This is a genomic window from Dinoroseobacter sp. S375 (assembly GCF_049800775.1).
In the GTDB taxonomy this organism is placed as follows: Bacteria; Pseudomonadota; Alphaproteobacteria; order Rhodobacterales; family Rhodobacteraceae; genus Dinoroseobacter.
The window spans coordinates 38,035-60,170 of the sequence record NZ_JBNAFR010000010.1; the positions used below are offsets into that span (position 1 = coordinate 38,035).

Annotated in this window: 19 protein-coding genes; 8 read left to right on the forward strand and 11 right to left on the reverse strand. The window is 66.8% G+C overall.

Features of this window, described 5'->3' with window-relative positions:
* Positions 1-66 precede the first annotated feature (66 nt).
* The 4 genes from lspA to ACP150_RS18415 all read right to left on the reverse strand — a co-directional run bounded on the left by lspA (position 67) and on the right by ACP150_RS18415 (position 5,533).
* Positions 67-543 carry a signal peptidase II gene (lspA, locus tag ACP150_RS18400; protein WP_424968150.1) on the reverse strand — a complete coding sequence of 159 codons (477 nt, stop codon included), beginning with the start codon at positions 541-543 and terminating at the stop codon, positions 67-69.
* A gap of 4 nt (positions 544-547) precedes the next feature.
* Entirely contained in the window at positions 548-2,137 is a 1,590-nt protein-coding gene (gene purH / locus ACP150_RS18405; protein WP_424968151.1) for a bifunctional phosphoribosylaminoimidazolecarboxamide formyltransferase/IMP cyclohydrolase, read from the reverse strand.
* Positions 2,138-2,403: 266 nt separating this feature from the next.
* Positions 2,404-4,122, reverse strand: a complete 1,719-nt coding sequence (locus ACP150_RS18410) for a heparinase II/III family protein (protein ID WP_424968152.1) — start codon at positions 4,120-4,122, stop codon at positions 2,404-2,406.
* Between the two features lie 106 nt (positions 4,123-4,228).
* Positions 4,229-5,533, reverse strand: coding sequence for an RsmB/NOP family class I SAM-dependent RNA methyltransferase (locus ACP150_RS18415; RefSeq protein ID WP_424968153.1), 1,305 nt, complete (start codon positions 5,531-5,533; stop codon positions 4,229-4,231).
* Between the two features lie 91 nt (positions 5,534-5,624).
* Between ACP150_RS18415 and ACP150_RS18420 the strand changes: the two genes are divergently transcribed.
* Positions 5,625-5,864: a DUF1674 domain-containing protein gene (locus ACP150_RS18420; RefSeq protein WP_424968154.1), complete on the forward strand. Its 240-nt coding sequence runs from the start codon at positions 5,625-5,627 to the stop codon at positions 5,862-5,864.
* A gap of 22 nt (positions 5,865-5,886) precedes the next feature.
* Here the strand turns inward: ACP150_RS18420 and ACP150_RS18425 are convergent, their stop codons facing one another.
* The 3 genes from ACP150_RS18425 to ACP150_RS18435 form a co-directional block, all read right to left on the reverse strand.
* Positions 5,887-6,285 (reverse strand): dihydrodipicolinate reductase, encoded by a 399-nt coding sequence (locus tag ACP150_RS18425; RefSeq protein ID WP_424968156.1) that lies wholly within the window; start codon positions 6,283-6,285, stop codon positions 5,887-5,889.
* Positions 6,286-6,376: 91 nt separating this feature from the next.
* Entirely contained in the window at positions 6,377-9,652 is a 3,276-nt protein-coding gene (locus ACP150_RS18430; protein ID WP_424968157.1) for an efflux RND transporter permease subunit, read from the reverse strand.
* 6 nt (positions 9,653-9,658) lie between these two features.
* Positions 9,659-10,861, reverse strand: a complete 1,203-nt coding sequence (locus tag ACP150_RS18435; protein WP_424968158.1) for an efflux RND transporter periplasmic adaptor subunit — start codon at positions 10,859-10,861, stop codon at positions 9,659-9,661.
* 211 nt (positions 10,862-11,072) lie between these two features.
* Here ACP150_RS18435 and ACP150_RS18440 point away from each other — a divergent pair, with 211 nt between their 5' ends.
* Entirely contained in the window at positions 11,073-11,717 is a 645-nt protein-coding gene (locus tag ACP150_RS18440) for a TetR/AcrR family transcriptional regulator (RefSeq protein WP_424968159.1), read from the forward strand.
* 12 nt (positions 11,718-11,729) lie between these two features.
* Here ACP150_RS18440 and ACP150_RS18445 read toward each other — a convergent pair whose 3' ends face one another.
* Entirely contained in the window at positions 11,730-12,137 is a 408-nt protein-coding gene (locus ACP150_RS18445) for a BLUF domain-containing protein (protein ID WP_424968160.1), read from the reverse strand.
* 118 nt (positions 12,138-12,255) lie between these two features.
* On the reverse strand, positions 12,256-13,065 hold the full coding sequence (gene dapB, locus ACP150_RS18450) for a 4-hydroxy-tetrahydrodipicolinate reductase (RefSeq protein ID WP_424968161.1): 810 nt from the start codon (positions 13,063-13,065) through the stop codon (positions 12,256-12,258).
* 117 nt (positions 13,066-13,182) lie between these two features.
* On the opposite strand from dapB, the gene rbfA reads away from it, so the two are divergent.
* The 6 genes from rbfA (at position 13,183) to ACP150_RS18480 (ending at position 19,626) form a co-directional block, all read left to right on the forward strand.
* Complete coding sequence (gene rbfA, locus ACP150_RS18455; RefSeq protein WP_424968162.1) at positions 13,183-13,602, forward strand: 30S ribosome-binding factor RbfA; 420 nt, start codon at positions 13,183-13,185, stop codon at positions 13,600-13,602.
* A gap of 2 nt (positions 13,603-13,604) precedes the next feature.
* Positions 13,605-14,519 (forward strand): tRNA pseudouridine(55) synthase TruB, encoded by a 915-nt coding sequence (gene truB, locus ACP150_RS18460; RefSeq protein ID WP_424968163.1) that lies wholly within the window; start codon positions 13,605-13,607, stop codon positions 14,517-14,519.
* On the forward strand, positions 14,519-14,797 hold the full coding sequence (locus tag ACP150_RS18465) for a DUF1294 domain-containing protein (RefSeq protein ID WP_424968164.1): 279 nt from the start codon (positions 14,519-14,521) through the stop codon (positions 14,795-14,797). Before truB ends, ACP150_RS18465 begins: the two co-directional genes overlap by 1 nt.
* 128 nt (positions 14,798-14,925) lie before the next feature.
* On the forward strand, positions 14,926-16,356 hold the full coding sequence (locus tag ACP150_RS18470; RefSeq protein WP_424968165.1) for a tannase/feruloyl esterase family alpha/beta hydrolase: 1,431 nt from the start codon (positions 14,926-14,928) through the stop codon (positions 16,354-16,356).
* Between the two features lie 193 nt (positions 16,357-16,549).
* Positions 16,550-18,439, forward strand: coding sequence for a PhoX family protein (locus ACP150_RS18475; protein WP_424968167.1), 1,890 nt, complete (start codon positions 16,550-16,552; stop codon positions 18,437-18,439).
* A gap of 164 nt (positions 18,440-18,603) precedes the next feature.
* Entirely contained in the window at positions 18,604-19,626 is a 1,023-nt protein-coding gene (locus tag ACP150_RS18480) for a glycosyltransferase family 2 protein (protein WP_424968168.1), read from the forward strand.
* Positions 19,627-19,965: 339 nt separating this feature from the next.
* On the opposite strand, the gene ACP150_RS18485 is transcribed toward ACP150_RS18480, so the two are convergent.
* On the reverse strand, positions 19,966-21,213 hold the full coding sequence (locus tag ACP150_RS18485) for a glycerate kinase type-2 family protein (RefSeq protein WP_424968169.1): 1,248 nt from the start codon (positions 21,211-21,213) through the stop codon (positions 19,966-19,968).
* On the reverse strand, positions 21,210-22,094 hold the full coding sequence (locus ACP150_RS18490) for an NAD(P)-dependent oxidoreductase (protein WP_424968170.1): 885 nt from the start codon (positions 22,092-22,094) through the stop codon (positions 21,210-21,212). Before ACP150_RS18490 ends, ACP150_RS18485 begins: the two co-directional genes overlap by 4 nt.
* Between the last annotated feature and the right edge of the window lie 42 nt (positions 22,095-22,136).

Below are 22,136 nucleotides of genomic sequence, written 5' to 3' on the forward strand. Positions count from 1 at the left end.
AGCGCGGTGCATCATCGTCTCCCTACCCGGTCGCGTCCCGAGGCATAGCCCATCACGCCGCCCGGGTCACGAGGGGTTTTTGTCCGGCTTTCCGGCAAAAAACACAAGCCCGACCGCCCCGGCGAAAATCGCCACATCCGCGAGATTGAAGGTGAACGGATTGTTCAGGCCGCAGCAGCTCATGTTCAGGAAATCCGCCACCGCGCCATAGATCACCCGGTCGATGACATTGGCGATGGCGCCGCCCACCAGAAGGCCCGCACTGATCTCGGCGGCAAGCCCGCCGCCCTCGCGCCGCAGCCAGAGGATGACCGCCACGCAGATCCCCAGCGCCAGCGCGATGAGCGCCCAGCGCATCACATCGCTCTCGGAGCCGAACAGGCCGAAATTCACGCCCTGGTTCCAGCCCATCCGAAAGTTCAGGATCGGCGGCAGCACGTCGATCGCCCTGATTTCCTTGAGGTTCATCCAGTGGACCACGATCAGCTTGCTGAGCTGGTCGATGCCACAGGCCGTCACCGCCGAGAGGATCAGAGCGCGCATGCCGTCAGTGCCTGAAATGCCGCATGCCGGTGAAGACCATGGCGAGACCGGCCTCGTCGGCGGCCTTGATCACCTCGTCATCCCGCATGGACCCGCCGGGCTGGATCACCGCCGTTGCGCCGGCCTCTGCCGCCGTCAGCAGACCATCGGGGAAGGGAAAGAACGCATCCGAGGCCACGACCGAGCCCTGGATGAGCGGTGTGTCGAGTCCCAGCACCTCGGCCATATCAGCGGATTTGCGCGCGGCGATCCGGGCACTGTCCACGCGGCTCATCTGGCCTGCGCCGACACCGACCGTGGCGCCGTCCTTGACATAGACGATGGCGTTGGACTTCACGTGTTTCGCGACCTTCCAGGCAAAGAGCAGATCGGCGATCTCCGCGTCGCTCGGGGCGCGCTTGGTCACGACCTTCAGGTCCTCCCAGCCGATATTGCCATTGTCCTTGTCCTGCACCAGATACCCGCCCGAGACCTGCCGCACGGTGAGCATCGCCGCCTTCGGATCCGGCAGCGTCTCGGTGGTCAGCAGGCGCAGGTTCTTTTTCTTGGCAAAGACCGCGCGTGCTGCCGCATCGGCGCCCGGCGCGATCACCACCTCGGTGAAAATCCCCGAGATCGCCTCGGCCGTGGGTCCGTCCAGCGGCTGGTTCAGGGCGATGATCCCGCCAAAGGCAGAGGTCTGGTCGCAGTTGAAGGCCGCCGTATAGGCCTCGGCCAGGGTCGCACCGCGGGCCACGCCGCAGGGATTGGCATGCTTGATGATCGCGCAGGCCGGACCGTCCTCGGGGGCAAACTCGGCGACAAGCTCGAAGGCCGCATCGGTGTCGTTGATGTTGTTGTAGCTCAGCTCCTTGCCCTGATGCTGCACGGCGGTGGCCACGCCCGGACGGTCCGAGCCATCCACATAGAACGCCGCCGCCTGATGCGGGTTCTCGCCATAGCGCAGGGTCTGGGCCAGCGTGCCCGCCACGGCGCGGCGGCGCGGTGCCACCTGCGACAGCGCATCGGTCATCCAGCCGGACACCGCCGCGTCATAAGCGGCCGTTCGGGCATAGGCGTTGAGCGCCAGCGCCTGCCGGAACGGATAATCCGTGGCCCCGTCATGGGCGTCAAGCTCGGCCAGCAGGCCGTCGTAATCCTCCACATCGGTGATCACGCTGACAAAACCGTGGTTCTTGGCAGCCGCCCGGATCATGGCGGGTCCGCCGATGTCGATATTCTCGATGCAGGTGGCGTAATCCGCCCCCGCCGCGACGGTCTGCTCGAACGGATAGAGGTTCACGACCAGCAGGTCGATCGCGCCGATCCCGTGCCGCTCCATCGCCGAGACATGGGCCGCATTGTCCCGCAGGGCCAGCAGCCCGCCATGAACCATCGGGTGCAGGGTCTTGACCCGGCCATCCATCATCTCGGGGAACCCGGTGACATCCGAGACATCGATCACCTCAAGCCCCGCATCGCGCAGCGCCTTCGCCGTCCCGCCGGTCGAGAGCAGCTCAACCCCCCGCGCAGCGAGCGCCTGCCCCAGCGGCACAAGACCCGTCTTGTCGGAAACAGAAAGCAGCGCGCGGCGCAACGGCACGAGGTCGGTCATGGTCGGTCCTTTGGAAAGTCTGTGGCAGCGTTTGCGCGCCCTATACAGGCTGGCTCGGCGATTGACCACTCCACGCGCCGGGAACGGCCCGGCAACGCTGTCGCAGGCCGATACTACCCGGTCTGACCGCGTGCGCCAAGGGGGCGGGCGCACCGCGCGCGAGGGCCTGCTCTTGGGGGCACCGCCCCCCGCTGGCACGAAATGCGCATGGGACAGCGCCGCGGGCGCGCAAATGGATCACCGCCCGCGACCCCGCGCCCCCGCGATCAGGTCGCGCGGGTGAAGGACCAGCCGATCTCTACCGCGTAATCCTGCACATGCCCGGTCAGCACGATCTGCCGCGTCGCGCGGGGTTTCAGCCGGTCCCGTTCCAGCACGACACTGGGCGCCAGCCGCAGCTCCGCGCCCTGCGCACGAAAGATCCAGACTTCGCCCTCCCCGGCCACGAGCGAGACCGCCGTACCGCCCATGTCGATTTCCGCCTCCACCTCCGGGGCGAGATGGAACCGCAGGGAATAGGGCAGGCCCGCCCCGCGCGTCCCCGCCGCCGCCCGGTCGCAGCGTAGATGCGCGCCCTCGGACAGGGCGGCCAGCGTATCGGTCCCGGACAGGACGCGCCCGGCCCCATCCAGCTCCATCTGCCGCGCATGGGTCAGCCCGTGGCTCGCATCATACCCGTCATGGGTCATCAACCGCCCGGACATGCCCAGTGGCCCGTCATAGATCTCGACCGTGACGCGGGTGGGCACCTGCGCCAGCGCCTCGATCTCGCCGGGTTTGCGCGCCCGCGTGATGAGCCGCGAGGAAGACAGGCCATCGAGTTCCAGCGTCGAATGGGACGCCGTGGCCCGCGCCGCGCGCCGCCATTCCGGGCCAAACCCGCTGCCGGGACCGCAGCTCACCACCAGCGGATGCGCGCCCGAGGTCATCTCGAAGGCCAGGGTCGAGGCATGGGCCGACAGGGCCGCTGCCCCGCGCGGCGGTGGTGCTGCGTCGATCAGCACCGTGGTGCCGCCTGCGGCCAGCCGGGCGAAGCCCATCACCGAGGGCGCCTCCGACAGGCCTGCCACCCCGGTCCGCGCCAGTGTGCCTTCCAGATGGCCCGGCGCGCCGCGCCCGCCGCCATGGCCACGCAGAAGCGTCCCATCCCGGTGCCGCAGGGCCCGCAGGCTCGGCGCCATGCGCGTGATCGCCTTGGCCTGTTCGAGGCTCGGCGCCTGACCGCGCGCCTCGACCGCATCCGCGACCCAGGTCAGCAGCGAGAGCACATCGAGCATGTCCTCGGGGTTCCGCGAGGCCAGCGCCCCCTGCCCGTCGATCTCGCGCAGGCACGCCTGATCCAAGGCCTTGGAGGCCGCCGCGACCTTGTCCTCGAATCCGCTCAGGCTCAGCCCGGCATACATCATCCCGCAAAGCGCCTCGAAGCGGGGCCGCCCCGAGGCCGCCGTGCGCCAGCGGCGGCTGAGAAAGACCGTCTGGTGGCTGAGCGACCGGAAATAGCGCGGTGCCAGCGCCGACCCCTCCGCCCCCAGCAAAAGCACCGTATGGCTGATCCAGCGCATGATGCGCCGCGCGGTCACATCCGGGGTCCAGCCCGGCCCCCGCCCCCGGCCATAGCGCGCTATCCAGTCCGACAGCCACGCCTGCGCCAGCACCCGGGCGGGTTTCGTCCCGAGCGCGGCCAGGTCATCGAGCCATTTGAAATCATGGAGCATCATCGCATCGAGCCCCGGCGCGCCTTCGGCCACATCCCACAAGGACAGACCCGGGGCCGAGGTGATCTCGCCATTGATCAGGTGATTGCCCGCCAACAATTGCCGCCCCCGCGCCGGATCGCCAAAGCTCGTGGGTTCGGGATGGGAGACAAAGGCCGTGGAGGCCGGACCCAGCCCGGCCAACACCGCATGCAGCCGATCCGCCGCGCGATAGCCCGCCGACCGGGAGCCGGTCGACCGTGAGAGGTCCTGCTTGAGACTGCCCGCCATGGCCGTGTCAGGGTCTTTCCGATGATCCGCAGGCCCGGTGTGAGGTCCCGCGCCTTTGGACGAATCCTACGCCCTGCTCAGGGCGCTGTCATGGCGATAACCGCGTTCAGACCGGTTTCGCCAAAGCTGCGATAAAAAAGCCATCCAACCCGCCGCGCTCTGGCCAGAAATCCGGGCGCAGGCGCAGGGCGCCGGCCTCGGTGACCCATTCGGTAGCAATCCCCGGCAGATCCGCGAGGCTCTGTTGCACGAGCTCCGGATGCCGGGCGCGCGCGGCTGCGATCTGGTCCTCGCCCTCGGCGGGCATCAACGAACAGGTCGCGAAAACCAGCCGCCCGCCGGGCCGCAGGACCGACACCGCGCGGTCGAGCAGCGCGGCTTGCAGGGCCGTGACCTCCGTCAGATCCGCGAGGTCTCGCAGATAGGGCAGATCCGGGTGCCGCCGGATCGTGCCCGTGGCCGAACAGGGCGCGTCGAGCAGCACGGCATCAAACAGCGGTTCCGGAGTATAGTCCCGCGCATCGGCCACAACGATCTCGGCGCTCAGGCCCGTCCGATCAAGGTTCTGACGCAGCCGCGCCAGCCGCCCTTCGGAGATATCGAGCGCCGTGACCTCGGCCCCCGCCGCCGCCAGTTGCAAGGTCTTGCCCCCGGGCGCGGCACACAGGTCGAGCACCCGCTCGCCGGGTTGCGGCGCAAGGGCCTGCGCCGCCAGCGCCGCCGCCGCATCCTGCACCCACCACGCGCCCGCGTCATAGCCCGGCAAGGCGCTGATCCGCCCCGGGTCTCGCAGCCGCAAAGAGCCCGTGGGCAGGATCTCGGCCCCGAGCAATGCGGCCCAGTCCCCCGCGCTGGCAGGGTCGCGCAGGCTGAGATCCACTGGCGGGACCGCGGCCTGAGCCTCTTCCATGGCGCGCACGGTCTTGTTGCCCCAGATCGCCGCCAGGCCCTTGCGGAACGGTTTCGGCAGGCTGGGGGGCGGCGCGGCCTCCCAGGCCTCGGGGCCGCGTTCGGCCACCCGGCGCAGCACCGCGTTCACGAGCCCCGGTGCCTTGCTGCGCGGATCGGCGACGCGTGCCAGATCCACTGCCGCGCTCACCACGCCATGGGGCGCTTCCCGCAGCGCGCAGATCTCGTAGGTTCCCAAGCGCAGGATGTTATGGATCTCGGGATAGGGCGGCAGGCGCAGAAAGGGCCCGAGCATCTGATCGCAGGTCCGCAGATGGCGCAGGGTCTCGGTCGCGAGCCGCTGGGCCCGGGCGCGATCCCCGGTGCCGAGGCTGGCCAGCGGCCCCTTGGCCTGCCCGACCTGATCGGCGAGGGACAGCTGATCCACCAGAACCCCGTTGAGGAGCGCCACCGCTGCGGCGCGGGCCGAGGTCGGCCCCGTATGAGCAGCGCTGCCAGTCACCCTGCGTCTCCTTGTTGCATCCCGCTTGTCGCGGCAAGCTTGGGCCGTATATCACGGGCATCACCGTGACAAGCCGCGCAGGAGCGATGCCATGAGCGACGACACCCCGACACCGGACGCCCCCGAGTCCGTGCTGCCCCCGCTCAGCCCCGAGGAGGCCGCGCGCCGCGCCGCCCTGCCTGAGACCGCGCGCCGTGCCCTCGAAGAGGCCGACCTGCGCAAGGCAAAAGACGGTGAGGCCCAGATGCCGGTGGAACTGGGCGGGCGCGACGGGCCCGAGCCCGTGCGCTACGGCGATTGGGAAAAGAAGGGCATCGCGATCGATTTCTGATCCGCGCCCCGCGGGCCGGGGCTCAGCGCATCAGCCGGAAATCGGCCTTGTCCCCCTGCCCCTGATCCGAGATGAACCGCATCTCGTTGCCCTTGATGGCGACCAGTTGGCAATTGGACGGGATCGTGTTGTCCCCATAGGTCATCTCGCGACAGAAAAAGCCGTTCTCCCAGCTCCAGGCGCCGGTCACGGGCTTGCGCAGCGCGGTGCCCGCGATTTCACCCTGCGGGGAGACCTGCAATTTGATCGCGTTGCGCAGGTAGAACGGACGCAGGATCGACAGCTCGGTCCCGTCGACCAGAGCCACGAAATCCGACTTGCTTTGGACGCGCTGGAATTGCTCCTGCGCGGTTGCGGCGGATGCGGCCAGCAATCCGACGACCAGCGTGGCGGCGGTGGCGAGCGATGCAGAAGTCCTCATGGTCAGTCTCCAGTCACGAAATCCGGTTGATGGGATTACGCAAAGCTGAGCCTGTTGGATGAGTTTTCACATCACGGCCCTGTGATCGGCATCATTCCGCTGCCCGCAATGGCGGCGGGGCAGACGGGTCCACCGGGGCAATCTGGGGCGCAGGCTGCATGTCGCCCGGCGTTGCGTCGGCGCCCGTCCGATCCGCCCGCGCCCCACCGCCCGTCACGAGGGACACCAGCGCCGACAAGCCCTCCGCCGCGCGCGCTTGGGCCATGAAGACCGCCGGAACCGCGAGGATGATGATCGCCGTGCCAAAGAGCACGCCATAGCCGATGGACACCGCCAGCGGGATCAGGAATTGCGCCTGCAGCGAGGTTTCCATGATCAGCGGATAGACCCCGAGGAAGGTGGTCAGGGATGTGAGCAGGATCGGGCGGAACCGGTCCTTGGTGCCCTCGATCACCGCCTCGCGGGTCTCGTAGCCCTTGGCCAGATACTCGTTATAGAGGTCGATCATCACGAGGCTGTTGTTGATCACCACCCCGGCCAGACCGATGATCCCGAAGATCGACAGGATGGTCAGCGGAAGTCCCATGATCAAATGGCCCGTCACCGCCCCGATCAGGCCCAGCGGGATCGCCACCATCACCACGAGCGGCTGCACATAGGACCGGAAGACCAGCGCCAGCAGCGCAAAGATCACGAAGAGCGCCACGCCCAGCGCCTGTCCCAGCGCCGCACCGGCATCGCCCTGGGTACGCTGTTCGCCCCCGAACTCGACGATCAGACCCTCGTAGTTTTCCGTGAGTGGCGGGATCAGATCGGCCGAGATCAGGGCATTGGCCTCGCTGGAGGTGACAACGGCGGCATCCACATCCGCGGTGACCGTGGTGATGGTGCGCCCGTTGCGGCGCAGGATCTCGGTGGGGGCCAGCCCCTCGGTGATCTCGGCCACATCGCCCAGCGCAATCAGGTCGCCATCCTGGGTCCGGATCTTGAAATCCAGCAGGTCCGCGACGCTGTCCCGCTGGCTTGCGGGCAGACGGACAAAGACCCGGACATCGTCGCGCCCGCGCTGAACCCGGGTCGCCTCGATCCCGAAGAACCCGTTGCGCATCTGGCTCGCGAGATCGGACAGGGTGACACCGTAGATCCGCGCATCCTCGCGCAGGTCCAGCTTGTATTCGAGCCGCCCCGCCGACAGGTCATCGCGGATCGAGAACACACCCGGCAGACCGCGCAGCCCTTCGCGCAACTCAGCCACGACCGGGGCGATATCCTGCCCGTCCGGCAGCGAGAGTTCGACGGCGATGGCATCGCCCGCATCGATCAGCGCCGAGGAGACGTCGAGCACCTTGACCCCGGCGATATCGCCGATTTCATCGCGCCACGCGGTCTCGAAATCCTTGGTGGGCCAGTCACGCAGCTCGGGATCGGTCACGCGCACGACCACATTGGCCAGCGTCGCGCCTGCGGTGGCGCTGCCGCCTTCGGGGCCACCGGCCGCCGCCGCCTGTCCGATCACCACCGCGATGTTCTCGACCACCTGCGCCTCCTCCGCCGGCAGATCGGCGGCCACGCGGTCGCCCGCGCGCAGGGCCGCCAGCCGGATCTGCTCGGCCACGGTCTCGGTCCGGGTGAAGGTCGTCCCATCGACCATCTCGATATTGGCGGTGACGAACTTGCCGTCGATGGAGGGGAAGAAGTTGAACTTCACATAGCCATGGGCCAGCAGCCCCACGGTCAGGATCATCAACCCGATCACCCCGCCAATGGGCACCAGCCAGCGCCGCGTGGCAAAGCGCAGCGCCGCATCGAGCGGGCGCGCAATAAACCATTGCAACATCTGGTCCACGACACCGCGCACGGCGTTCAGCAGCCGCAGGACGATGTTGGGACGGTAGCTCTCGGAAACATCCAACCGGCTGAGATTGCGCGGCAGAATGAAGAGCGCCTGCAACAGCGACAGCAACAGAACGATGATCACCACCGCCGGGATATCGCCGAGAAACTTGCCCAGCGTACCGGGCAGCTGAAAGAGCGGTGTGAAGGCGACCACCGTGGTCAGCGCCGAGAACACCACCGGGATCGCCACGCGCTGGGTGCCTTTGACGGCGGCCTCCATGGGCGTCATCCCGGACTCGCCGTTCTTGTAAATATTCTCGCCGATGACGATGGCATTATCGACCACGATCCCGATGGCGAGGATGAAGCCGAAGAGCGAGATCATGTTGATCGACATGCCGATCGTGCCGAGCACCGCAAAACTGGCGGCAAAGGCCACGGCGATCCCCGCCGCCGCCCAGAAGGCCAGCCGGAAATCGAGAAAGAGCGACAGGCAGAGCACCACGAGCGCGAGCCCGAGAATGGCGTTCTTGACCAGCAGGTCGACCCGGCTCTGCAGCTCATCGGCATCGTTCTGCCACAGGGTCACGTCGACCCCGTCGGGCAGCGAGGGGCGAAAGCCGTCCTCGAGATGGGCGCGCACCTCGGCCACGATGTCCAGAAGCTGCTCATCGCCCACGCGGAACACATTCACGGTGGCCGAGGGATTGCCGCCGAACCGGGCCGAGATGTCGCTGTCCTCGAAGCCGTCGATCACGGTTGCGATGTCGCGCAGGAACACCTTGGCGCCTGCATCATTGGTCAACACGACGATATTTTCGAAATCCGTCCGCGTGTAGTTCCGCCCCAGCGTGCGCAGCGGAATGGTCAGGGTCGCCGTCTCGATCTCGCCGCCCGGCAGCTCCAGCGAGTTGGCCGCCACGATCTGGCTGACCTGCGCGAGGCTCAGGCCATAGGCGTTCAGCGTGTCGCGATCCACCTCGATGGAGATCTCGTAATCCCGCAGGTTTGCCGTCTCGACGAACGAGACCGATGGCAGCAATGTCAGTTCGGTTTTCAACCGCTCGGCCAGCTCCTTGAGGACCTGCTCGGGCGCGGCGCCGTGGATCGCGATTTCCAGCGCGCGGCTGCGGTTGGAGCGTTGGGTGACCGTGGGCTCCTCGGCATCCTCGGGGAAGGTGGTGATCCGGTCGACCTCGGTCTTCACCTCGTCGAGCTTCTCGGCCACGTCCTCGCCCAGCTTGAGCGCAACCGCGACCTGCCCCGACCCTTCGCGCGCGGTGGCTGTGACCTCATCCACGCCGTCGATGCCGCTGATCTGGTCTTCGATGGGGCGGATGATGCTCTGTTCGATCTCGCCGGGGGAGGCACCGGGATAGACCACCCGGATATCCACGACTTCCAGCGTGAAATCGGGAAAGGTCTTTTGCGGAATGGTGATCGCGCTCAGCAATCCGACGATCAGCACCAGAACCATGGTCAGGTTCGCCGCGACCGGGTGCTCGGTCATCCATTTGATCACTGCGTTCATGGCGGCTTACTCCGTCAGGGCCGCAGTGCGCCGTGCCGTCTCCGCGCGGCGCAGGGGCATGCCGACAACCACCGTATCCAGCGGGCTGGTCACCAGCTCTGCCCCGGTGGGCAAGGCCCCGACGCGGACATAGCTGTCCTCGCCATCCACATGGATCAGATCGGCGGGCACCACGTTCAAGGCGCCGTCCACATAGAGCCAGAGCGCCCCGTCCCGGAACGCGGTGGAGGGGATGGCATAGGCCCCGGCAACCTCGGCCCCGCTGATCGTGACATGGGCAAAGGCATTGATCAGGGCGGGCGGCGCCCCCGAGGGCAGGCCCCCCTGCGCCTTATCCGGCACGCCTTCGGCATCCAGCAGCCGGACCGTCACGTTCAGGGACCGGGTGCGGGTGTCGAGCGCGGTCTCGACCCGAGTGACCTCACCGCCCCAGCGATAGACCTGCCCGGCAAAGCGCGCCTGGACCTCGGCGGGCACCTGTGCGCCCTCGAACAGGCCGGGGATCAGGGCGGCGTCGGCCTGGCGCAGGGGGACCGTGACCTCCAGCGCGTCATCCGTATAGATCACCGCGATTTCCTGCCCCGGGCTGACCACGGCACCGATCTCGGCGGTCTTGCGCAGCACCCGCCCGGCAAAGGGCGCGGTGATCCGGGCATTATCGAGCGTGACATCCGCGGTCTCGCGTGCGGCGCGCAGGCTGTCGAGGCTCGCTGTCAGTTCCTGCCGCTGGCTGGTCAACTGATCCAGTGCCTCCTGTGCGATAACGCCCCGCTCCCGCAGGGTCTCGCCGCGTTCGAGTTGGGTTTTGACCAGATCGAGCCGCGCCTGGGTCGAGGCGATATTGGCATCCGTCTGGTCCAGCGCCGCTTCGGCAGCCCGGTCATCGAGCCGCACGAGCACATCGCCCGCCGCGAAGCTGCCGCGCGCATCGATTGCCGGGTCGAGATCGGTGATCCGCCCCTGGATCTGCGCCGAGAGCGCGACCTGCCGGAACGGCGTGATAAACCCCTCGCCCCGCACGGGCAGCGCCGTGTCATAGGCCATAAGCGGTTGCGTCGCCACAAGGGCCACCGGGCGCTCCACCGGCTGGGCCTCGACGATATCGCGGGTCGCCCCGAGATACTGAAAGCCCAGATACCCACCCGCGACAAGCGCGACCGAAACCACCAGCCAGAAGGCATCGCGCAGCAGTGAAAACAGACGGGACATGGTGCAAAATCCAATGTGATGGCGTATGGGCGCAAATATTGACTTGCGGGTCATTAAATCAAGAAAGAAAGTGACCCGCACGTCATTTTTGTGTGCATCAAGGAACAGCGCCTGTGAAAACGCCTTCAAACCACGCAGTTCCCGGCGTAAAATAGCGACGCACGCGCAAGGACCGGCCCCGCCGACCGCGCGCGCAAGGAGAGACCTGCTCGTGACACAGCCCCCGCGCCCAGACCCGGACCACCCCGCGCCGCCCCGCCGCAAGCGCCGGAAGGAGGCACGCCCGGCAGAGATCGTCGAAGCGGCCTTCGCGGTGTTCTGCGAGCATGGCTATGGCAAGGCGCGGGTGGATGACGTGGCCCGCCGCGCCGGGATCGCCAAGGGTACGGTCTATCTCTACTATCCCAACAAGCAGGCCCTGTTTCAGGCCGTGGTGGAGGCCAAGGTCACCGCTGCGATCTCGCAGGCCGCGATCATGGCGGACGGGTTCGAGGGCAGCTCCGCCGAGCTGCTGCGTCGGATGGTGCGCAACGCCTATGACAATCTGGTACTGACCGACGCCAAGCTTCTGATGCGGATCATCATCGGCGAGGGGCATCTCTTTCCGGAAATCCAGTCGCTCTATTACGAGGTCGGGATCAAACCGGGCATGACCATGCTCGACAAGGTGGTGGAACGCGGCGTCTCAATGGGCGAGTTCCGCGATGGCCCGGCGCGGGAGTTTCCGCGTCTGATCATGGCCCCCGGCATCATGGCTGCGATCTGGCAGATGACCTTTGCCGCCAATGAGCCCATCGATATGGAACGCTATTTCGAGAGCCATCTGGATCTGGTGCTGAACGGGCTGAAAGCCTGACGGGGCCGGGGATCACTCCGGCGCACCCCGCCCGGCGGCCAGTCTGCGAAAAACCATGAGAATGTCGTTCTCCGTGGCGGTCTCGACCTGTCCGGCGGCGGTCTCCTCCCGGCTCCACATCCAGGACTCCGCAGGGTCGTGGCGCATGTCCCACCCGGGGAACAGCCGGTGGCTGATAGGCAGGCTGGCGAGCTTGCGCACCTCCAGATGGCGGTCATCCCGCGCGATGCGGGAAAAGCAGGCCTGCACCGCCTGCTCGGGCCCCTCCAGAAGCTGACAGTAGAGATCGGCACGGCAGATCAGGGCCCCGGTGACATCATCCTCGCGATTGCGCGCCCGGGCATCCACAAGGATCCCCGCAAGCGCGGACGCGTCATAGCCGAAAGGGCGTGAGACATAGGCGATCTGGATCAGTGACATGCAGGCGGGCTCCCATGATGGTGGCGCCGGCTGCGGACCATCTGAGGTCAGGCTAGCACGGACCGGCCCGGATTGCGCGGATCATCTGGGCCCGGGGCGCGCGGCGCGCCCCGCGTGCTCAAAGTCCAAGCACATCCATCATGTCATAGGCGCCGGGGCCCTTGTCCTGCCCCCAGAGGGCCGCCTTGAGCGCGCCCCGGGCAAAGACCGAGCGGTCCGAGGCCACGTGGCGCAGGGTGATCCGCTCGCCCTCGGCGGCAAAAAGGACATCATGCTCGCCGACGATGTCGCCCCCCCGGATCGCCGTGAAGCCGATATCGCCCCGCTTGCGCGCGCCGGTGATCCCGTCGCGCCCCCGATCCGCGACCGCGTCCAGCGCCACGCCCCGCCCGGCGGCAGCGGCCTCCCCCAGCATCAGGGCTGTGCCCGAGGGCGCGTCGACCTTGTGCCGGTGATGGGCCTCGATCACCTCGATGTCGTAATCCGCATCCAGCGCCTGGGCGACCTTCTCGGTCAGTTTCACCAGCAGGTTCACACCGAGGCTCATGTTCCCGGCCCGCACGATCACCGCATGGCGCGCGGCGGCCTCCAGATGCGCGAGATCCTCGGCGGCAAAGCCGGTGGTCCCGATCACATGTACGGCGCGGGCCTGCGCGGTCAGCTCTGCATGGGCTACGGTGGCGGCGGGCGAGGTGAAATCGATCACCGCCTGCGCCGTGGCAAACGCCTCCAGCGGGTCATCGGTCACGGGCACGCCGATCTCGGCGCCGCCCATCGCCGTGCCGATATCCATGCCGATCCAGTCATGGCCCGGCCGCTCGGTGACGCCCACCAGCCGGGCCTTGTCCGAGGCCTGTACCGTCTCGATCAGCATCCGGCCCATCCGGCCCGAGCCCCCAGTCACCACGATCCCCGGCACATCGGTCATGTCTTGCCCTTTCCTAGCAGTCGGCCCCTCCTAGCGCGCCGGGCCCGCGCGTGCAAACGCGTGTGTTGCAAGGGGCGCGCGGGGCAGGTACACGGGCGGCTCGAAAGGATTCCCACCATGGCACGTTCGCGATTTGATACCGGCTCCGGCCCGTCCCAACGCCAGTTGCGCGTGGGCGAGTTGATCCGGCGTACCCTGTCCTCGGTTCTGGCCCAGGGCGATATCCACGACCCGGACCTGAACCGCATGTCGATCACCGTGGGCGAGGTCCGCACCTCGCCGGATCTCAAGGTGGCCACGGCCTATGTCCTGCCCCTTGGCGGGCATGGCGCGGAGGAGGCGCTGGCCTCTCTGCGGCGCAACCGCCATGAGCTGCGCCGGGCCGTGAGCAAGGAGCTGACGCTCAAGTTCTCGCCCGAGTTGCGGTTCCAGATCGACCAGACTTTTGACCGGATGGACGAGACGCGGCGCCTGCTCAATCAGGACCACGTGCGGCAGGATCTCGACAAATCCGTGGATGACGACGACGAGGCCTGAGCATGGGACGGCGGAAGAAAGGGCGCGCGGTTTCCGGCTGGCTGGTGATCGACAAGCCCGCGGGGATGAGCTCGAACGCGGTGGTCAACAAGGTCCGCTGGGCCTTTGACGCGCAAAAGGCGGGCCATGCGGGCACGCTGGATCCCGAGGCAACGGGCGTTCTCGCCATCGCCCTGGGCGAGGCCACGAAAACCGTGCCCTTCGTGACCGACGCCCTCAAGGCCTATGAGTTTACCGTGCGGCTGGGACAGGCCACCAATACGGATGATCAGGAGGGCGAAGTGATCGCGACCAGCGATGCGCGCCCTTCCGATGACGAGATCCGCGCAGCCCTGCCGGACTTCGAAGGCGACATCCTGCAGGTGCCACCGCAATTCTCCGCCGTGAAGATCGATGGCGAGCGCGCCTATGCAAGGGCCCGCGCCGGCGAAGAGATGGAGATCGCGGCCCGCCCGCTCTATGTCGACAGCCTGCGCTTTGTCGCTCGGCCCGATGCGGATCACGTCACGCTGGAGATGGTCTGCGGCAAGGGTGGCTACGTGCGCTCGGTCGCGCGGGATCTCGGCGCGGCGCTGGGATGCCACGGCCATGTGCGCGAATTGCGCCGGATCTGGTCCGGGCCCTTTGAAGTGACCGATGCCACGCCGCTCGACGCGATCGAGGCGCAGGCCAAGGACCCGGCGCTGGACGCCCATCTCATGCCGCTGGAAACCGGGCTCGCGGATCTGCCCGAGCTGCCCTGCACGCCCGAGGGCGCGACCCGCATGCGCAATGGCAACCCGGGCAGGGTCCGCGCTGCGGAGGCCGAATATGGCGACACCGCCTGGGCCTCCTATCAGGGGCAGGCGGTCGCCGTGGGCACCTACCGCGCGGGGGAGCTTCACCCCTCCCGTGTTTTCCTCCATGGTGCCTCCTGATGGAGAGTATTCTTCCCGATATCCCGGTCTGGCTCGCGGTGGCGCTGCTGAATGTCGGCGCGTTCTTCGCCTTCTGGATCGACAAGCGGCAGGCCGAGCAGAGCGGCACGCGCATCGCCGAGCGGCGTTTGCTGCTGCTGGCGGCCATCGGGGGCAGCCTCGGCGCGAAGATCGCCCAGATCACCCTGCGCCACAAAACCCGCAAGCAACCCTTCGGGCATATCCTGAACGGCATCCTTGTTGTGCATCTGGTGCTGCTGCTTCTGGTGCTGCGCTGAGCCGTCAGAATTTTCTGACAGATCGGGCAATTCGCCCTTTCACAGCCCCGTGACATTCGCAAGACTAGTGTAAGACGGCCCGTCAGAGGCCGCGCCCAATCCAACACGCATGCAAACGGGAGGTGCTCATGCGAGCCGCCATTATCCTATCCACCGCCCTTCTCGGGGCCAGTTCCGGCATGGCCATGGCCAGCGATGCCGACGGTTGCGCGGCCCTGCGCGACACGGTCTTCGCCGGGGGCTATGTGACCTCGGCCCGGGTCATGCCCGCGGGCGAGACCACGCCGGAATACTGCGAGGTCCGGGCCACCGCCCTGCCCGCGATCTCGATCGAGGTGCGCCTGCCGCTCGAAGGCTGGAACGGCAAGTATTACCAGGCGGGCTGCGGCGGGTTCTGCGGCATCCTCGGGCGGGCCGATGCGGGGTCGGGTTGGATCAACGCCATGCGCCCCGGGCTCGAGCGTGGCTATGCCACCGCAACCTCCGATAGCGGGCACCATGCGCTCTCGGTCGTGGACGCGGGCTGGGCCGACAACAACCCCCATGCAGAGCGCGACTGGGGCTATCGGTCGATTTCCGAAACCCACCGCGTGGCGCAGATCATGCTGGACGCTTTCTATGGCAGCGGCTCCGAGCAGGAGATCTTTCAGGGCTGCTCCACCGGCGGGCGCATGGCCCATATGGCCGCCCAGCGCTTCCCGGAGATGTTCGATGGCATCATCTCGGGCGCGCCTGCGATGAATTACACAGATTTAGTGCTGACCAAGATGGCTTACCTGATGCAGGCCAACACAGATGCCGAGGGGAACCAGATCCTGAAACCCGGTAAAGAGGCGCTGATCGGGGATGCGGTCATGGCCCAATGCGACGCGGTGGATGGCGCCGAGGACGGGGTGATCGCCGATCCGCGCGCCTGTTCCGTGGATCTGAACGCCCTGCAATGCAGCGGCGAGGATGACGGCACCTGCCTGACCGCACCGGAACTCGACGTGCTGGCAAAGTGGCGGCAGGGCCCGGTGAACGCCTCTGGCGAACAGCTTTATCCCGGCGGGATCCCCGAAGGCTCTGAGCCATTCTGGTGGCTTTGGCTGACCGGCAATGGCACGGGCGGTGGCAAGCTGGTCAACGCCTTCACCACGAATTTCGGATCCTACATGGCCTTTGACCAGGATCCCGGCCATGGCTGGAGCCCGGCGCAGTTCGATATCGAGACCGATCCGGGCCGCATGACCCGCTCCGCCGGGTTCTACAATGCGGACAACCCGGACCTGACGGCGTTTCGCGAGGCCGGGGGCAAGATGATCGTCTGGCATGGCTGGGCCGATGCCATCGTGACGCCCTACAAGACAGTGGACTGGTACGAAAAGGCCGCCGCTGCCGCGGGTGGCGAAGACATCCTCAAGGAGAATGTCGCGCTCTTTATGGTGCCGGGTCTGGACCATTGCGGAATCCTGCCGGGGCCGGGGGGAATCTCGCAGGCAGCGCTCGATCCGATGATGCCGCTGGAGGCCTGGTTGCAGGAGGGCACCGCCCCGACCAGCATCCGTGTTACAGAGTAAAACCCTGTGATTTCAGGGGGAAGGCGGCTTTCGGGCCGCCTTTCTTGATTGCAGTCAAAAATACTGACAGATCAAATATTAACAATTAGGGTAAACGGCGGCGGACTGTCGCCTGACCGTCATAAACGGGAACTACGCCTTCCGCCAGCGTGCGGCTGCCTCGCGCGCATCCACCAAAAGGGGAGAAGGTACTATGAAAGACATCGACACAACTGAATTGTCCTGGGACGAATGGGACGAATTGAAGGATCCCCGCCCGGAAGAGAATGATTTCGACGCCGTTGTCGAACGCGCCCTGTCGCGCCGCGGTTTTCTCGGCGGATTGCTGGTCATGGGCTCCGGCGCTGCGGCCATGGGCACCGGCCTGCTGAGCTCGACCTCCGCCCAGGCGATGAGCCCGAAATCCCGTTTCGCGTTCAAGCCGATCCCGATCCAGACGGATTACACCGTGCATGTGCCCGAGGGTTACACCTGGGACGTGCTGGTCAAATGGGGCGATCCGCTGTTCTCGGGCGTGGCCGAGTTTGACCACGCGGCCGGGGGGCTCGATGCCGAGAACACCGCCCGGGCCTTTGGCGAGAACACCGACGGGATGGAGCTCTTCCTGATCGGGGACAAGCAGGTCATCGCGGTCAACCACGAATACGCGAACACCAAGACCAACCTGCACAACCATGTGGATGGCAAGGCGGGCTCGGCCGAGGATGTGCTGAAGCTGCAGAACCTGCAGGCGATCACCGTCATGGAAGTGACCGAAGGCGAAGATGGCTGGTCTGTCGTCGTGGACAGCCCGTTCAACCGGCGTCTGACCCACAACTCGCCCATGCGGATCTCGGGTCCTGCGGCGGGCTCCGACCTGCTCAAGACTGACGCGGATCCGGAGGGCATTCTGTCTCTGGGGACCATGAACAACTGCGGTGCGGGCCGCACGCCTTGGGGCACGTATCTGACCTGCGAAGAGAATTTCAACGGCTATTTCGGCTCTTCGGATCCGGACTTCGAGCGCCCGGCGGATTTCGTGCGCTATGGCGTGAACCTCGAAGGCCGCTACGGCTACGAGAAGTTCGATGAGCGGTTCGACATCTCGAAGAACCCCAACGAGCCCCATCGTGCGGGTTGGATCGTGGAAATCGACCCGTCGGATGCGTCCTCCACCCCGGTGAAGCGCACCGCTCTGGGCCGGTTCAAGCATGAAAACGCCGCCTGCGCCGTGGCCCCCGATGGCCGTGTGGTCGTCTATATGGGCGATGATGAACGTGGGGAGTTCATGTACAAATACATCTCCAATGATGTGTATGTGCCGGGCGGGGATACCTCGACGCTGCTCGACGAAGGTCAGCTCTACGTGGCCAAGTTCAACGACGACGGCACCGGCATGTGGATCGCGCTGACGCCTGAGGCGACCGGCATGTCCGCAGTGGAAACCCTCGTCTACAGCCGCATGGCCGGTTCGGCCGTGGGTGCAACGACCATGGATCGTCCGGAATGGGTGGCCGTGAACCCGATCGCGGTCGAAGGCTATTGCTGCCTGACCAACAACCGCAACCGGGGCGTCAAGCCGAATGCCGGTGGCGACGACACCTCCGCCAACGGTCCGAACCCGCGGGACGCCAACAACTACGGCCAGATCGTGCGCTGGTATCCCGAGAATGACGACCACGCGTCGGACGGCTTCACCTGGGATCTCTATGTGATGGCGGGCAACCCGACCGTGCATGACGATGCCTATGCCGGGTCCGACAATGTCAACGAGGGCAACCTGTTCAACTCGCCGGACGGGATGCAGTTCGACAGCTCGGGCCTTGTCTGGATCCAGACCGATGGCAACGACAAGAACGAGGGCGACTTCGCGGGCATGGGCAACAACCAGATGCTCGCCGGGGATCCGGTGACCGGCCAGATCGAGCGCTTCCTGACGGGCCCGAAAGGCTCGGAAGTGACGGGGCTGACCTGGTCGGCGGACCGTCGCACCATGTTCGTGGGCATCCAGCACCCGGGTGGCTTCTTCCCGGGCAAGGAGGGCGACCTGCCGCGCTCGGCCATCGTGGCCATCAAGCGTGAGGATGGCGGCCTCGTAGGCTGAGCCAGCGAGGCGCTGAGCCTCGCCCCCAAGATCGCGGGCGCGTCGGGAGACCGGAGCGCCCGTTTCTTTTGCCCCTGCGCCCATGTCTGTCGGCGCGGCTGACAGATCGGCGTGGCGGGCGTTCTGCCCTAGGAAGATCGCGGCAAACTGCGTACACCACTGTCATGACAGAGCCCAACGCTTCCTCCGCTCCACTGACCCCTGCACAACGGGCAGACCGCCCCCTGACCGTCGTGATCGCGGCCTGCACTCGCCGCCGTCCGCGCATGCTGGAACGGCTGCTTGAGAGCTACACGGCCCTAGAAGTGCCTGAGGCCGTGACCCCCGTCTTTCTGGTGGTCGAGAACGATACAGAGGCCAGCAGCACTGCCGTGATCGACGCGTTTCAGGACCGCCTGCCCGGCCCTTTGCATGCGGCGCTGGAAACGGTTCCGGGGATCCCCATGGCGCGCAATCGCGGGCTCCACGAGGCAGCGGCCCTCGGCGCGGACCTGACGCTCTATGTGGATGACGACGAGACCGTCGCGCCGGACTGGCTGGTGGCACTGGTCGCGGCCTGGCGGGGAGGCTCGGCAGAGCTGATCGGCGGCCCCGTGCGCCTGACCCCGCCCGAAGAACAGCTGACCGGCCCGCAACGATCCGTCTATGACGGCATGGTCAAGCGGTTCGCGAGCAAGGAGAAACGCGCGGTCGACCGCATGACGAACGGACAGGTCGAGCGTGTCACCGTAGTGACCAATAACTGGCTCTGCGACATGCGGCTCTATCACGATCTTGGCCTGCGCTTTGACGAGGCGCTGCAATTTACCGGCGGTTCTGACACGCGTTTCTTCCGGGCGGCCCGGGAGCTGGGGGTCGAGACCGGCTGGGCCCCAGAGGCCATTGTCTATGAAACCGTTCCCCCCGAGCGTTTGACCCTGCCGTACCAGTTCGCCCGGGGCCGCGACCAGTCCGCCACCTCCTTTGGACAGAAGATAGCCGAGGGCAAATGGGGTGATGCGGTGATCAGCATCCTGATCCTCGTACCGCTGAAGACCCTGTCTTTGGGCTTGATCCTCCTGTCCCTGCCCGTCTCGCGCAATCAGGGGCTGGTCGCCTTGTTCCGGCAATCAGGATGGATCGTCGGACGCTTTTCGCGGCTCTTTGGTGGCCGTTCCAAGCTTTACAAAAAGACCACCGGGAGCTGACACCGCGCAGCCATGTGGCCCGGGCCAAAGGCTGGCAATCGGCATGATGTCGGCCCGTATCAGCGCGCGCAGGCGTGGATGCACTCCGCAGCCATGGGGAACGCGACTTTGCCCACGGTCGGCAGATCCATCAGACGGGTTGGGAGTTTTGGCGTTGCCCGAAAGGCGGCCCTGGTGAACGTGTAGGACATGCGGCCCTCAAGCGGTGCGGCCTCCCGCAACCCGCATAGGACATCCGCCTCTGTCAGGGGATACCGCCCCCACTCAGGAGGGGCCGCGCGACCATCGCCCGGATCCAGTGCAAGCCTCGCAGGGTGATGCCCAGGATGCGGGTAAGGATCAGCCCGGAATGTAGATGGCGCGGAAGTCGTTCACATTGGTATGGGTCGGCCCCGACACCACCAGCCCGCCGGCTTTTTCGAAGAAGCTGTAGGCGTCATGGCCTTCGAGATAGGGACGGGCCTCGGCCTTGTGCGCGGCCACCCGCGGCACCCAGATGACGCCTGCATTGTCCTCGGAGCCGTCGATGCCGTCCGTGTCACAGGACAGGGCTGACACCTCCTCAGGCGCGTGCAGGCCAAAGCTCAGCAGGCATTCGGAGTTCCGCCCGCCCTTGCCGTAGCTGCCCCGCACTGTGACCGTGGTCTCGCCCCCTGACAGGATTACCGCCGGGCCCTTGATCGGGTGGCCATGGGTGAGTGCCGCGCGCGCCACACCGGCCAGAACGATGCCCAGCTCGGCAGCCTCGCCCTCGAGCGCGTCGCCGAGGATCAGGGGCGCGACACCTTCGGCCCGGGCGACCTCGGCCGCCGCATCCAGCGCCATCTGGGGCGTAGCGATCATATGGCACTCGGCGGCGGCAAAGGCCGGATGGGTCGGATCCGGGGTCTCGGCGGCGGGGGTCTGCAGATAGGCCGCAACCGCATCCGACAGGTCCAGATGATAGCGCGCCGCGATCTCGCGCGCATCGCTGGCGGTGGTCGGGTCCGGCACGGTCGGACCCGAGGCGATGATCGCCGGGTCGTCGCCCGGCACGTCCGATATGGTCAGCGTCACGCAGCGCGCAGGCCAGGCGGCCACGGTCAGCCGCCCGCCCTTGATGCGACTGAGATGCTTGCGCAGGCAGTTCATCTCATCAATCGCCGCGCCGCAGGACAGGAGCGCCTTGTTTACCGCCTGTTTGTCCTCCAGCGTCAGCCCCTCGCCGGGGGCTGCCAGCAGGGCCGAGCCCCCGCCCGAGATCAGGCAGAGGGCAAGATCCCCTTCGCCGAGCCCCGAGACCAGATCGAGGATGCGCGCCGCCGCCGCCTGACCCGAGGCGTCCGGCACCGGGTGGCGCGCTTCGACGATCTCGATCCCCTCGGTGGGCAAGGCCGCGCCATAGGGCACGATCACGATCCCCTCGCAGGGGCCCCAGACGGCCTCGACCGCCTGAGCCATCTTGGCCGACGCCTTCCCGGCCCCGACCACGACCACGCGGCCCGTCGGTTTTTCCGGCAAGAATTTCGGCACCGCGACGGCCGGATCCGCAGCGGCCACCGCCGCCCGGAACAGGCTATTGAGAAAGGCTTCGGCGTTGGGGGTCATATCTCTTGTCCATCCATCTTGCGGAATCGTTGGATCAGGCTTGATGTGTCCCAGCGCCCGCCGCCCAGCTGCTGGACCTCGGCATAGAACTGGTCGACCAGCGCGGCCACCGGCAGCGAAACGCCCATCGCCTTGGCCTGATCCAGCGCGATCCCCAGATCCTTGCGCATCCAGTCGACGGCAAAGCCATGCTCGAACTCGTTGTCGATCATCGTCTCGTGCCGATTGGCCAGCTGCCAGGAGCCGCCCGCGCCCTGGCTGACAAGCTGCGCGACCTTCTTGGCATCGAGCCCGGCCTTCATGGCAAAGAACATCCCCTCGGAAACCGCCTGCACCAGCCCCGCGATGCAGAGCTGGTTGACCATCTTCACAAGCTGGCCCGCGCCGGCCTCGCCAAAGAGATCCGTCGCCTTGGCATAGCTGTCCATGACCGGCTTGGCGCGGGCGTAATCATCTTCGGAGCCGCCGCACATGATCGCAAGCTGGCCGTTCTCGGCCCCCGCCTGCCCGCCGGACACCGGACCATCCACGAAGCCCACGCCCTTCTCGGCGGCGGCCGCCGCGATCTCGCGCGCCACCTCGGCCGATGCGGTCGTGTGATCCACGAGGACCGCACCGGAGCCGAGCGCGGCCAGAGCGCCGTCTTCGCCGAAGACCACCGAGCGCAGATCGTCGTCATTGCCGACGCAGGTCATCACGAAGTCGCAGCCCTCGGCCGCGGCACGCGGGGTCAGACCGTGGCTGCCGCCATGCTCGGCCACCCAGGCCTCCGCCTTGGCGGTGGTGCGGTTATAGACGACGACCTCATACCCCGCCGCCTTGAGATGCCCCGCCATCGGGTAGCCCATCACGCCGAGCCCGAGAAACGCCACTTTCGCCATCTGTCTTCTCCCTTGAGTTCCGGCCACCCGCCGGTATTGTCA